The organism is Sphingomonas japonica, from assembly GCF_006346325.1.
In the GTDB taxonomy this organism is placed as follows: domain Bacteria; phylum Pseudomonadota; class Alphaproteobacteria; order Sphingomonadales; family Sphingomonadaceae; genus Sphingomonas; species Sphingomonas japonica.
Genome location: NZ_VDYR01000001.1, coordinates 688,712 through 702,338, shown reverse-complemented (window position 1 = coordinate 702,338; position 13,627 = coordinate 688,712). Strand labels below are relative to the sequence as shown.

The following is a 13,627-nucleotide window of genomic DNA, read 5'->3' as shown; positions in this document are numbered from 1 at the left end:
GTTGATAACGCACAAGCCCGGATCTTCAATGTCTTCCAGCGCGATACGGACGTCTAGATCGACGTCAACCGCGAGTTACAGAGACAGGCCATTGACCGCCACTCGCAACCAGCAATTATCGGCGTATTAAATTTCCAAGCGTCCAAAGACGGCCGCGCAATTTGCGGTATCTTATATGGAAGACCCGTTTTCTGGCGTGCCTAGCAGCATCTGCGGTTCGACACCCAAGGCCTCAGCCAGTCTGCCCAGTGCCCGCACAGAGGGGTTACGCGTCCCGCGTTCGAGATCGCTGACATAGCTGCGCTCCATCCCGGCATCGAGCGCCAATCGCTCCTGCGATAAGCCCTTCAGCTTCCGGTAATGGCGCACGTTCGCGCCGAGAAGCTGCACCACATCCATGCACAGACTTGGCCGCAACCGCGCACCCCGGTCTGTAGACCAGTCGTGTCATTTTTCTAGCTTTGGTCCTCGTCGTCGGTAACGTGATCCGGCGGCGACGGCCTCAACGCGCCCTAAGGGCAACAACAGGAGAGTACCATGAAACCCTACACGTATTGCGCGATCGCCTTCGCCACACTGTTGGCGGCATGCGGAGAAAGTCCCACCCCCACCTCGAATACGGCCGCAACCAATGAGCCCACCCCAGCCGCCGCAGCCCCTATCGCGATCGGCGAAGCAGGAAACGCCGAAGGCGTCGAGCTTACCGTCACCGAAGTGGAAACGACTGGGCAGATCGGACCGGCCGGCGCTGGCGCCAGCGCCGAGCCCAGCGAAACGTTCGTCGTCGCCAGCTACACACTGAAGAACACTGCCGACCGCCCCCTGCCCCTTATGAAACGACCCACCATCACGTTGGTCGATGGCAACGGGCAGACCTACGCCGAAGACCTCATGGGCACCGGCATGAGCGCCGCGACAATGGCCGATCCAAGCGGGATGGCGATCGACCTGAACCCCAACGTGTCCACCAAGGCAAAGGTGGCTTGGAAAGTCGACAAAGCCGCATTCGACAAAAGCGCTTGGCGGCTGGTCGTCGGAAGCGATCCGCAGCTAACGTACGCGCTTCAGTGAAGGCGTCAGTCCCCGCGTTGATCCTGACGCATCTGGGTGCCGTCGGGGTTGGATTCGCCGCCGCGGACAAGCGGCCGGTGGACACCGAGGTCGAGAACACCGGATTCTTCCAGGTCGACACGACAAAGGTGCTGGCGACCACCGTCGAAAGTCTGCGCGAAGAGAACAAGCTGCTGGTGTTCAGCTACAAGGGCACCGCCAGCGTTAGGACGGATCGGACGATGTTATGGGTGTTCGGCGGGCGCCAGGAGCTGATTGTGCCCGCCGCGGCAAGCTACTTTCTGGACCTGTCCGACCTCACTTTGGCTGACGTCAGTTATAATGACGCGGCGAAGGTCGTCACCGTTCGCTTGCCCAAGATCACGCTGGGCGACATCGCCTTCCAGCCCGAGGCGGCCACCACGATCAACGGTGGCATCCTGAGCTGGGATGACGATCAGGTCGAAGCGCTGCGTAAACTGAACTATCGAAGCGCCCGCCGGGCAATGGTGGCGCAAGCCCAGCAACCCGGCCTCCTGAACGCCGCCAAGCGTCAAGCCGTGCGCAACGTCTCGAGCTACTTCGAAATACCACTGCGCATGGCCGGGCGACCCGACGTCAAGGTCGTCGCCACCTTCCGCTAACCCGACCGAAAAGACCTGCTCACTCAGCCCTCCGGAGAAATCCGGGGGGCTTTTTCCGTTTGGAGAAAGACAATGCTTTCTATTCGTACCTCCGCCGACTTGGCGGACGCACTCGCCACCGCTTTGGACGCCGACCTCAGGGCGCTGCTCACGTTGCGCCGCGACCAACTGATTGACGGGGGCCACCAGGATTTGGCGGACATAGCTCACTTCGTCGCGGTCCAGCCGGGAGATACCCTCGCCGCCGTCGAGGCCGAGGTCGGGATGCCGATCGCCACCAATCTTGTCGATGGCACCGACTTTGGACAGCCCGACTTCACTTCATCGTTCGAGTTCATAGAACGGCATTCCGGCGGCTGGTTCGAAGTGGTGATGATCCTCGACGACGACGGCTTCGCCTTGGCGCTGTTCGTGCTCGATGACCCGAACGCGGCACCGCCTTTGCCCCGGCTGCTCCGCGCCAACGCCTGACGTCATTCCATAACCATGCTGAGCAAGCGTCCAGGGGCACACCCTCGGGCGCTTTTTTTATGCCTGAAGGATCAACCCTATGCTGCACTTTTACGATCGCGCCGGTTTTGCTCGGGCGCTCACCCTTGACCTCGAACCTCAGCTTCAAGCGCTGCTGGCCCGGCGGATCGCCGCTTTGTCGGACGAGCTTCTGGACTACACCGAATACCTTGTGGTGGAAGCCGGAGACAGCGAAGACGACATCGTTCGGGCCATTGGCCTGTCGCCGCTGATCGAGCCGATGCACGGTCTTCGGTTCAACGACCCTGGGTTCGAACCCCACTGGGATCTTCTCATTGACCATGGCGCTTGGTTCGAGATCGTATTCACGTTCGGATCGACGTTTGCGTACGTGCTGTTCGTGCAAAATATTGACGGGGTGCCAGAACATTTTCTGGCGCTTTGCCGACGCCATGGTCAGTGACTAAGCGTCCCGAGCCGGCGGGAGTGGCGACGCATAGCCGGACATCCGAGCTCTATATGGCTGGAAATAGAACCCTATCCTTTTGCATCCACGCAGTGGTCGCTGGGGGGAGGGAGGGGGCAGGTACTATCAACATTCAATTCGCAATAGGTCGGCTTAAAAGCGATGGTGAAACGAATATCGTTTGAGACGCTCTAAGCTCAAAATGACGTCAAAATTAGTCGCTTTGAGCGCATCGTATGGTAGCGCTAAGTCTCTGACAAAACGTCGTTTTAAAACCCGTTGAATTATCCCTTCTTTTGAAAGGATGATGGAATATGGGCACTGACAAATCTACCCCCCCCTCCTTACCGGAGAACCCCTCCCCCACCCCGGCGCCGAAGCAAAGCGCCAAGCACATCAGAATGGCGAACCGAAGACCGATAATGCGCCCAGCCCCACCGGATGAGCGCTCTGGGGCTACCACCCTGCGGTGGACACCCCGAAAGATCGATTTGACTGGGTTTCCCGATCGAGCGGCGAATGGCGGTGGCTTGGCTGCCACCATCGCGAACGTTCAGTTCATGCTCGAACGAAATGGCATCACAGCCCGCTACAATGTGATCAAGAAGAAGCTGGAGATATCGTTCCCCGGCATGCCGCTGACCTCCGATAACTCCGATAATGTTTCGATGACCCACGTTGTCAGCTTAGCCGCGCAGCACGGCATCGCGATCGGCCCAGTTCCGGCTTACGTGGAAGCAATCGCCGACGCTCACGCTTATAACCCCGTTGCGGAATGGATCTCCGGCGTCCCATGGGACGGTGTGGACCGGCTTCCGCAATTTTACGCCACCGTCATCGCCGCCGACGGTTACCCAGAGCAGCTAAAGCAGACGCTGATGCGGCGATGGGCGCTCAGCGCGGTAGCGGCCGCATTGATGCCACACGGATTTCGATGCCGCGGCGTCCTGACGTTTCAGGGACCTCAAGGCATCGGAAAGACCCGCTGGGGAGCCCGCTTAGTTTCTAATCCGCTTCTCCGCGACGAAGTCGTGAAGGTCGATCACCATTTGGATGGTGGAAACAAGGACAGCATGTTGGGCGCCGTGGGGCATTGGATCGTCGAGGTGGGCGAACTTGAGAGCTCGTTTAGGCGCGATGTGTCGCGCTTGAAGGGCTTCTTGACAAGCGATCGTGATAAAATCCGGAGGCCTTACGCCCGATCTGAAAGTGACTACCCACGCCGGACGGTATTTTACGCTACCGTCAACTCACACGACTTTTTGTTAGACGATACTGGCAACAGCCGTTGGTGGACGATCGAGGTCCTCGAACTCGACCACCAACACGATATCGATATGCAACAGCTTTTTGCTCAGCTGGCCGTTGACTTTAGGGCAGGTGAACCGTGGTGGCTTTCGACCGAGGAGGAGGCGAGGTTGGAGCGTCAAAACGCTCAGCACCGCTCCACCAGTGTTGTGGCTGATCGTTTGCTGGCGATTATAGATACGACACCCCAAGATGGGCAACAGTCATGCGCAGTCACTGCAACTGAACTACTCCAAGCTGCAGGATTTGATCACCCATCCAATGCTCAAGCTAAGGAGTGTGGAACGCTTCTTCGAGGCATGTACGGTGGGCCACGGCGGCTTAATGGCCGAGACAAATGGCGCGTTTATATCCGTGAAGCGGACGTTACCTTGCAAGAACCAGAATATAGTCAAGAACAAAAGGGTCGACCAAACTTCTTCGATTAGGTGGGTGGAGGGGGCGGCAACTTAGCAAACATATTTTTGTACCTGTCGTACAGCTGAAGACGACTCTTCGGCCGATTGGCCGACTGCTGCCCCCTGCCCCCACTGCCCCGATTCAGTGATTTGCTGAACATACCACCGAGTGTGATCCTGCCAGATCGACAGCTATCCGCCATCTGTGGAGTAACAGCGGCGTTGGGTAGCTCCCGGCTCGCACCTACGAGAGCTGACCGCAACACCGGCGCGAAGCTGAGTGTTCGGCGTCCGGCGTCGTGAATAGTGTCATCGAATTGCACAGCTTACCGGCTGTAACGCCATACCTGCGCCCGACCGACGAGGTTGGGCCTTCCCAACAACCTTCGACGCGTCCTGCCTTTGCGGGCTCACTGCGTCGTCCACCAACGAGGTCTCCACAATGAAGCAATCAACATCCCCTGCCCCGCTCCGGCGACCCGCCTCAGCCTCCGTCGGCCGCCGAGCGGTCAATCCTACTGAACTCCAGACACCGGTCGAGGTCCGTGCGGCCCTTGCCCCCCGCCGGCCGGCCGCGCCGCGTGGCGATCGCCAGCTATCGCACTTCCAGCTTGGAGCTTCCGCATGCCAAAGCTGAAGATCGATAGCTCAAGCGTCCTGCTCGCCCGATGCCAGGACGGTCGCAAGAAGACCGACTATTGGGATACTCGCATTCGCGGGCTGGTGCTCGAAGTTCGGGCGTCAGGCGGCAAGACGTTTTACCTGCGCTATCAAGATCAGCACGGGCGCCAACGTCAGCATAAGATATGCGCGCTCGGAGACCTGACCGTCGACAAGGTTAGAAGAGAGGCACAGCGACTGCGTTCTGAAGTTGTCCTGGGCGGCGACCCGGCTGCGGCAAAGGCCGACATCAAGGCGATACCGACTTACGCCGAGCTCGCAGTTCAGCATCTGGCCAACGCCAAGTCGTACCAGCGCAGTTATGAAACTACCGAAATGTACGTGCGGCTGCACATCCTTCCGCGCTGGGGGAAGCATCGCCTAAGCGACATCCATCAGCGCGATGTCGCCCTATGGTTGGCGGACAAGACTGCCGAGGGGTTGGCACCAGCCACGGTCGAGAAGATCCGGGTTATCTTCGGCCGGTCGTTCGAACTGGCCGCCCGCTGGGACATTCCGGGCGTGTCGAAGAACCCTACCCGGGGGATCCCTCGCCCGCCCATCAACAATGCTCGCGAACGCTTCCTGAATGTGGCCGAAGCGAAGCGACTCCAGGCTGCGGTCGCCAACTCCCGCAACACGCAGCTCAAGTTTATCGTGGGGCTGCTGCTGCTGACCGGCGCCAGGGTGTCCGAGCTACTGCACGCCGAGTGGCGGCATGTCGACCTTGAACGGCGGGCCTGGCTTATACCGACCTCGAAAACGGGCAAACCGCGACACGTGCCGCTATCAAAGGCGGCGGTCGACTTGATTGAGCAGGTTCCACGGTTTGGGACCTGCCCCTACCTTCTGCCCAATCCCCGAACGCGCAAGCCATTCACTGATATCAAGCACCCTTGGGACACCGCCCGGCGTGAAGCGGTGTTGCCCGGCTTGCGCATCCACGATCTGCGCCATTCCGCGGCATCGTTTATGATAAATGCTGGCGTCGATTTGTTCGCGGTCGGTCGGGTGCTTGGTCACGCCGACCACAAGTCCACCATGCGGTACAGTCATCTCGCCAACGATACCCTGCTTGCCGCCGTCGAGGCGGGAGCGGCACGCCAAGAGGTCGATTGGACCGCACCTTAGACCTCACCCCGCTCGCGTTCTGGCTTCGGCTGGTTCGCGGGCGGGGCCGAGCTTCTTCCATATTTTTTTGCTGTTCGACGGCCGGCATCAAAGAACAAAGCTATCGATGGCCTCGCCAGCTCCTCGAGCCTGATCCGGGGCTCAGCCGCGGTGGTCGCGGGCACCCTTGGCGAGAGACCATTTGGGCTAAGGCTACAGCACCGCCCGGTCGATAACGCGGGTCAGGCCCACCCTAGCAGCCAGCGGCCCTGCAGCCTGTCAAAACGGCATGCCCGACGGATCACCTTGGGGCTGACTTGCTCAACCGTCGCAGGCACAGCCTTTGGGCTTATGGCACTGTTTATCCCGGGCGATACAGCTGTCTCCGCATGCCTTGCCTTTGGAACATGTTTTGCAACACGCTCCAGCCGCATAGGCGGCGGTCGTGCACAGCGTTCCGGCCGATGGCCCCGCGGCCAGCAGTGCGAACGCAATCATAAACTTCATGTCAGCTTCCCCCTGCAACCACCCTGCACGATCAGTGGTTTAAGGTCGAGCTACGCTTCCGACTTAGCCCCTGGCCAGGATCAATTGTCGAGCGGCGCGTTAGCAGCGGTGCGACTTCCAGTACCGCCGCCACTTGAGCGCCAACCCCCGTTTCACCATCAAACATGACACGTCACCTGATTTGGGCGACACGCACCAGGCACCTGTGCGCTTGCCCCCTGCACTGCCAGTCGATCGACACGACATCGCCGCACCGCGAACAAGCACGTGACCTTGCTGTGACCGGCCGATGTCGGTTCCGACCAGCCGCACCAATCCATCGCGGGAGTCCGCTGCGGCAATGCCCGGACACGGCTGGTTACGGCGGCACGTGTCGTCGATTTCCCGTGCGGCGATCCCCGCGAGGCGTATGCGCGGCCCCTCGGCGCACCATATCGGGCCGTCGCCATCCCAAACCCGGGTCGGAGTGCATGCGAACACCTGACCGGCGGCAACAACCTGAAGCAGCGCCGCGGCGATCACCAGATGGCCTTCACTAAGCCGACGAAGCCCGCAATGAAGGTACCGCAGAGGAGCAGCGCCAAAGCGCCGAACTCGAGGTTGACGAAACGCGTCTTTCGATCCGGGCCGTTCTTCATTCGTTCCGAATGCCATATGTTTGCTGAGTAGGAAAGCCTTTCAGCGTGGGTCATCAAGCTCGGCCGAAGCGGCATAAGTCGCCGTTCGACTTCCGCTCAAAAACTGCCAACTGAGCGCGAGCCATTCACATTCGTATCCTAAACAAGCTAGCTTCGTGGGGGAACGGACGTCAGGGGCGGTAATGTCGAGATATAATCCAAATCATGATACAGGTGCGTTGTACGAGGCAGTAAGCGTTTGGTCTGATCGATGCCTCGTAAACGCTGGTGGTTTGTTCGATCCGGCGCTCCAGTTATGGACGAAGGTCAACCTGGATGAGCTCTATCTGCGTTTCGTGCAAAGCCCAGACGAGGGCGAAGGCGACTTCCAAAACAAACTTCGCTCTCAGCTCGCCGACGCCGCGCCCGAGGCCATTCAGCTCATGGCCGAAATACTCTGGGTGATACTGTTGTTCCCATCGGGAATCGGCGCTTCGAAAAAGCGCAAGTCAGTCGCTGAAATCTGGTCGTGGTCCGGTTTGCAGCTGGACCTTAGCAGTCCCTATCTCGCAGATGACGTGCTCGGAGGGATCGGATCGGCCGGGACTGCGTACAATACACAACGCTGGCGCGAGGTCGCCTTCCTTATCGAAAGCCTCCGCGCCTTACGCGGTCTCGAGAAAACTGAGCAGCGCGCAATTTCAATCAATAGCGAGCGGTTCGTCACCTGGTTCGAGGATCAGCCTGGCGCGGGCAACCGCCAGCTCCTGAACATTCTTCCACACCTGCTATTTCCGGATGAGTTCGAGCGTATTAGCTCGCGTGGAGATAAGGTCAGTGTGCTGGAGCACTTCTCGGACGGGGTTTCTAAAAGGCAACTCCGTAAACGCAAAAATGCTGCGCTCGACAGGGAGCTTCTCGATCGGCGTCGAGGCTTGGAAACTGAAAAAGGCGCTCCGATCGATTTCTATGATGACGACTTAAAGCGGCAGTGGAAACCCGCTAATGTTAAAGTGCCCGACAACAGCGGCGGTAGTAGTTTCGCTGCGCGTCTTTCGAACTTTCTTGATGCGTTTGCGGCCGCAAGGGCTGGTCCTTTTACGACAGTCGGTCCAGTCGGTCAGGCGATGTCCGGGTTGAAAGCATGGCTTGAGTCATGCTCACCAGTCGCAAAGAGCCCGACGCTAAAGGTGAAAGTCAGCGTCGGTCAGGGCGGATGGACCAAAACTCCCTGGATCGCACTTCTTGACGACCGCGTGACGACCTCGACGCAGCGCGGGATCTACATAGTCTTCTTGATCGCTGAAGACCTGTCGATGACCTATCTTACGCTTAACCAGGGGATGACCGACCTCGTGCGAACCATGGGGCAGCGCCAAGCGGTTGACGAGATGCAGCGCGTGAGCCTCGCCTCGCGCCCGCAGATCGCAGAGACCATAGGCAACGAATTCTGCTTGGACAGTGCCATCGACCTCAAGTCCGACACGACGGCAGCGCGAAACTACGAGGCCGGGACCATTGCGCACCTGGCGATCCCGCGTCACGATCTGCCGACTGACGGTGAGCTGGGCGGCGCGCTTTCGGCGCTGATCGCTGCCTATGATCTGATTATCGATGGGGCGCCCAACGCTCCTGAAATCGAGGACATGCCCAATATCGAGGACGTGCAGTCGTTTACGATCGACGACGCGCTGGAGGATCTCTTTCTCGAGCGTGAGGAGATCGAAGAGCTTTTGCTGCTCTGGAGAGCTAAAAAGAATCTAATCCTACAGGGGCCGCCGGGCGTTGGGAAATCCTTCGCTGCGCAACGGTTGGCATATGCGCTGATTGGCGCAGCCGACCCAACCCGCGTCAATATGGTCCAGTTTCATCAATCCTATTCCTATGAGGACTTCGTCCAAGGTTATCGCCCCTCTGGCGAGGGCTTCGCGCTGCGACAGGGCAAGTTTGTCGACTTCTGTCTCAAGGCGCTTGTTGAACCCGCCAAACAGTTTGTTTTCGTCATCGATGAGATCAATCGCGGCAATCTCAGCCGCATTCTTGGCGAACTAATGCTGCTCGTCGAGCCCGACAAGCGAGACGCAAAGTGGGCAACCGCGCTCGCCTATAGCGACGCAAAATTCTTCGTGCCTCCCAACGTCTCGGTTCTCGGGCTAATGAACACAGCCGACCGCTCGCTGGCGGTCGTGGATTACGCGCTGCGCCGGAGATTCGCTTTTGTGGGCCTCAGCTCCCGGATTGATGGCGACAAATTCAGCGCCGAGCTCGACCGACGCGGGGTTTCATCCGAGGTCGTTGCGCGCATTCGCGACCGGGTTGGCAGTTTGAACGCGGAGATTATCGGCGACAACGCCAATCTTGGTCCAGGCTTTGAGATTGGGCACAGTTTTTTCTGTGGGGGGCCGATGGAAGAAGAGAGTTCGGATGCTTGGTATCGGCGGATCATCAAAACTGAGATCTTGCCGCTGCTGCGCGAGTATTGGTTCGACGCGCCATCGAATGCCGAGACTTGGGCGCAGCGGCTGCTCGGTTAGGCGATGCCATCTCCGAAGATCCCGATCGCCAACATCTATTATCTGTTCTGCTATGCATGGGACCGGTTTGAACAAGCGCGCGCAATCTCAGCGGGTGCTGAAGATAGCCCAGATCTACCTAACTTGCTCGCGCGCGTTTTGCACAACGGCGTGCACCATTTGCTGCGCCGTGGCCTGGATCGTGGCTATCAACCCAAGCTTGAAGAGCTCGAGACTGTTCGCAGCCGCATATCGCTTAACGATAGCCTTTTACTGCGCGCACAACGAGTGCAGCGATTGGTCTGCGAGTTTGACGAGCTAAGCCACGACGTCCTGCATAACCGCATCATCAAAGCGACGATGCTGCGGCTCTCGCGTGCAGCATCGCTTGATAAAGGCCTTGCGCACGAGCTCCGTGCAACAAGCCGGATGCTTGGCGACGTAACGGATATCCGGATGACGGCTGCGGTGTTTGGTCGGGTGCAGCTCCACCGCAACAATGCATATTACGATCTCTTGCTCCGCATATGCCGACTAGCTTTCGACCTTATGCTGCCAACGCCGGGCGGCTCCGGCTATCAGTTCCAAGATGTCCTACGCGATGAGCGCAAGATGGCGGGCGTGTTCGAGGCATTCGTTCGCAATTTCTACCGTGCAGAGCAGAACATCTTTCGCGTAGAGTCGCTCCAAATCCGCTGGAACGCGACGCCATTAACGTTGGATGATACTGTCCAGCTGCCGGTGATGATCACCGACATTTTTCTCACGGCGCCGACCCGTCAAATCATCATTGATACGAAATATTACGCTGAGGCATTTCAGGAAGGGCGGTTCGGATCGAAGAGCTTTCACTCGGGAAATCTGTACCAAATATTCGCCTATCTGGTGAACGCAGAAGCCAAAGGTCCTAACTTCCTAAAAACCGAGGGGATGCTGCTCTATCCCACCGTCGGCGACAAAATCGCGGCGCACTATGAGATTGCAGGTCACGTGTTGCAGCTCGCCAGCATCAACCTCGACCAGAGCTGGGCGGCGATTGCAGCGGATCTCAAAGCGCTGACGGCAACCAAATAAGTAACCGCTCCCGACAGTCACCCTCGCGCCTGCCGGATCAAACGCCGCTTCTCGCCGACGTCGGCCTTGTCCCAAGCGTCCTGTTCGATCCCACGTGGAGCCTTGCTGAGCATCGGCGTGGGAGCGGCGGGACGCGCCCGGATTGAAGGCCATTGGATGACGCTCAGCTCCGCTCCCCTGCGGCCGCAACCCTCCGGCGGCTTACAAACGAACTTGGTTGCCAATCGCTCGAGCGGCTTGTGCCCCATCCTGAAATCAAAACCGATCAGAGAACCCGGCGAAAAGATCACTTCGCGCTGACATCCTGGGCACACGACGCGCAGGTACAGGCTATGCCGCGCGGCATCGGCGAGCGTTCGGATCGGCTTGTATGACACTCCGCATCAGGAACACAGCGGGAACGATTCGGGCAAGCCGCAAATGCGGATGTTGACAGCGGACGGACCGGGACTGCGCCTGGCTTTCGACACGCGGCCTGCTGCTTGAGCGTCGCAGCGGCAGTGACTGAACTTTTGCGTCAGGGACGCATCGCCGGTAGCTAAGCCGCAAACCCATGAAGCTGACTGTCAGCTTTCACACCTTATTCGACCGCTTACCCCAGCCCCGCCGTTACCTGAACCGGACAGCCATTCAGGCGAGATGCGGCGGCCTGGAATGGGCCGTCTGCAGACAGACCGCTTTTGGCTGGCAGGTAGCGAGAGCAGACGTCGCGCACCATCGAGAGCCTTTCCGCTCGCTAATGTTCAGAACCGTTCGGACGTATCGTTCCGCACACCATCGCTTTGCATATTTTCAATTCGATCGATCTAGTGCAGGATTGAATGGCGACTGGGGAGTCGCCGAGGGGGTCAACGTGAAGACATTGATGGGATTGGGAGCAGCGGCGCTGCTCGCGATGGCTTGCGCGCCGTCGGCCGCAGGGCAGGAGCGGACCGCGGTCAAGCAGGGCTTCGATCTGCGATCGCAGAGCGGCAAGCGCGTTCTCGTGTTCAAGCCGAAGGTCAGCGTCGGAAGCCAATCCACCGGCGCCATGTTCGAACCGAACGCGGAATGGACCGAACAGGCGAAACGCAACATCGAGGCGGCGCTGACTGAGCATCAGGCATCGCTGGGCAATACCGTCGTCGAGGCCCCCGACGCGTCGGGCGAGAAGGCCCTGCTCGTCGAGGAATACGTCAATCTCTTTGACGCAGTGTCGCAAGCGGTCGTCAACTACCAGTTCTTCGTCGGCAACAGGCTTCCGACAAAGAAGCGCGACAACAAGACCGGCGTGTTCGAATGGTCGCTAGGGGAAGGCGTTCGCGACCTGCCCGGCGCCGATACGGCGGATTACGCCCTCTTCATCTACAACAAGGACGCCTACGGTTCGACAGGCCGCAAGCTCCTGCAGATCGCCGCGCTGCTGGGTCCCGGCATCGCCGTGAAGTCCGGCGAGCACAAGGGCGCCGCCGGTCTCGTCGATCTGCGGACCGGAGACCTCCTGTGGCTGAACGCGGACTTTGCCATGGGAGGGGACGTGCGCGAGGCGGATGGTGCCCAGAAACGCGTTCGGCAGCTTCTCGAAGGATTCCCGGGAAGCGTCGCGGACCAGCAGACAGCATCAGCACAATGATGCTCTCCGCATTGGGTGTAATCGGCGCGATACTGATGGCCGGCGCCGCGCCGCAGTCGAAGACGCGGACCGCCCCGCCGCCGCCGCCGTTCCAAGGCGTCTATCAGCCGCAGGGCGTAGATGAGATAGGCCTGTGGAAGGTAGACGACGAGAACGAAAGTAAGCTCTCCAATTCCCGGGCCGTCATCCACGACGAGGCGCTGACCGCATACGTGAAGAACGTGCTCTGCTCCGCCGTCGGAAACGACCGATGCAACAGCGTGCGCGTTTATATCGTCCGCGAACCCAGCTTCAACGCCACGATGTCGCCGAACGGCACGATGCGCGTATTCAGCGGTCTTCTTCTGCGAGTGCGGAGCGAGGCCGAACTCGCGGCGGTGCTCGGACACGAGTTCGGCCACTTCGAACGGCGCCACACGCTCGAGCGTTTCAAGGCGCAACGGCGGGGAACCGATCTCCTGAGCTGGGCCGCCGTTCTCTCCTCCTTTAATAACAACCCCTACGCGCGGCGCTCGTTCGACGATCTCGAGCTCTCAGTTTACGGATCGCTCCTTCGCTTCAACCGCGACAATGAGCGGGAGGCCGATCTCGTCGGTCTAGGCTATCTCAACGTTAGCGCGCTCCGCCCCCAGGCGGCCGCACGGGTCTGGCAAAACCTCATGGCCGAAACCGAGGCTTCCGCCGTCGCCAAGGGCATGAAACGTCCTCGATTCGACCGCGTGGCGTATTTCGCCAGCCATCCGCCTGAAGGGGAGCGCGCGGCGTACCTCGGTGCCCTGGCGCTGCCCGAGGCGGCGGATCGGCCGGATGGCGCGGATCGATACCGTCAGGCGATGGGGCCATGGACCCCGGTTTTCCTGAAGGACCAGATCGGACTGAACGACTTCGGCGGATCCGAATACCTGATAAACTCGCTGGCGTCCGACGGATGGACATCGACGCTGTGGTTCCATCGCGGCGAACTCTTCCGCGCGCGCGGTGGCCAGCGCGACCTGGTGCACGCCGCCGACTTCTACTCGCAGGCGATCGCGCTCGATCCGCTTTATGCCGACGCCTATCGAGGCCTCGGCCTTGCGATGATCAAGACGGCGCGGCCAACCGAAGGCCGCGCGGCTCTTGCCCGCTACCTTGAACTCAAGCCCGAAGCGGACGATCGAGCAATGATCGAACTGACGACGGCATCATTGAACTGATCGG

11 protein-coding genes are annotated in these 13,627 nt (G+C 59.8%); 10 read left to right on the top strand and 1 reads right to left on the bottom strand.

From position 1 onward, the window contains the following. Positions 1-171: 171 nt before the first annotated feature. A complete protein-coding gene (locus FHY50_RS03425; protein ID WP_140046967.1) occupies positions 172-399 on the bottom strand; it encodes a helix-turn-helix domain-containing protein in 228 nt (75 codons plus the stop codon). Positions 400-537: 138 nt separating this feature from the next. On the opposite strand from FHY50_RS03425, the gene FHY50_RS03420 reads away from it, so the two are divergent. The 10 genes from FHY50_RS03420 (at position 538) to FHY50_RS03370 (ending at position 13,623) form a co-directional block, all read left to right on the top strand. Next, positions 538-1,071, top strand: coding sequence for a DUF4352 domain-containing protein (locus FHY50_RS03420; RefSeq protein ID WP_140046966.1), 534 nt, complete (start codon positions 538-540; stop codon positions 1,069-1,071). Positions 1,072-1,088: 17 nt separating this feature from the next. After that, positions 1,089-1,694 carry a DUF4230 domain-containing protein gene (locus FHY50_RS03415; RefSeq protein WP_166745487.1) on the top strand — a complete coding sequence of 202 codons (606 nt, stop codon included), beginning with the start codon at positions 1,089-1,091 and terminating at the stop codon, positions 1,692-1,694. Between the two features lie 99 nt (positions 1,695-1,793). Beyond that, a complete protein-coding gene (locus FHY50_RS03410; RefSeq protein ID WP_140046964.1) occupies positions 1,794-2,165 on the top strand; it encodes a hypothetical protein in 372 nt (123 codons plus the stop codon). Positions 2,166-2,244: 79 nt separating this feature from the next. Next, on the top strand, positions 2,245-2,628 hold the full coding sequence (locus FHY50_RS03405) for a hypothetical protein (RefSeq protein WP_140046963.1): 384 nt from the start codon (positions 2,245-2,247) through the stop codon (positions 2,626-2,628). A 533-nt stretch (positions 2,629-3,161) separates the two neighbouring features. Continuing rightward, the gene (locus FHY50_RS03400) at positions 3,162-4,367 is read left to right on the top strand and encodes a VapE domain-containing protein (RefSeq protein ID WP_166745486.1); all 1,206 of its coding nucleotides are present in this window, start codon (positions 3,162-3,164) and stop codon (positions 4,365-4,367) included. Between the two features lie 594 nt (positions 4,368-4,961). Next, positions 4,962-6,128 (top strand): site-specific integrase, encoded by a 1,167-nt coding sequence (locus tag FHY50_RS03395; protein ID WP_140046961.1) that lies wholly within the window; start codon positions 4,962-4,964, stop codon positions 6,126-6,128. A 1,396-nt stretch (positions 6,129-7,524) separates the two neighbouring features. Next, positions 7,525-9,765, top strand: coding sequence for an MrcB family domain-containing protein (locus tag FHY50_RS03385; protein WP_166745485.1), 2,241 nt, complete (start codon positions 7,525-7,527; stop codon positions 9,763-9,765). A 3-nt stretch (positions 9,766-9,768) separates the two neighbouring features. Then, positions 9,769-10,818 carry a 5-methylcytosine restriction system specificity protein McrC gene (locus FHY50_RS03380; RefSeq protein ID WP_140046959.1) on the top strand — a complete coding sequence of 350 codons (1,050 nt, stop codon included), beginning with the start codon at positions 9,769-9,771 and terminating at the stop codon, positions 10,816-10,818. Positions 10,819-11,671: 853 nt separating this feature from the next. Beyond that, positions 11,672-12,430, top strand: a complete 759-nt coding sequence (locus FHY50_RS03375; protein WP_337250263.1) for a hypothetical protein — start codon at positions 11,672-11,674, stop codon at positions 12,428-12,430. Continuing rightward, on the top strand, positions 12,427-13,623 hold the full coding sequence (locus tag FHY50_RS03370) for a M48 family metallopeptidase (protein WP_243846712.1): 1,197 nt from the start codon (positions 12,427-12,429) through the stop codon (positions 13,621-13,623). The genes FHY50_RS03375 and FHY50_RS03370 overlap by 4 nt, the downstream gene beginning before the upstream one ends. The last annotated feature ends 4 nt before the right edge of the window (positions 13,624-13,627 follow it).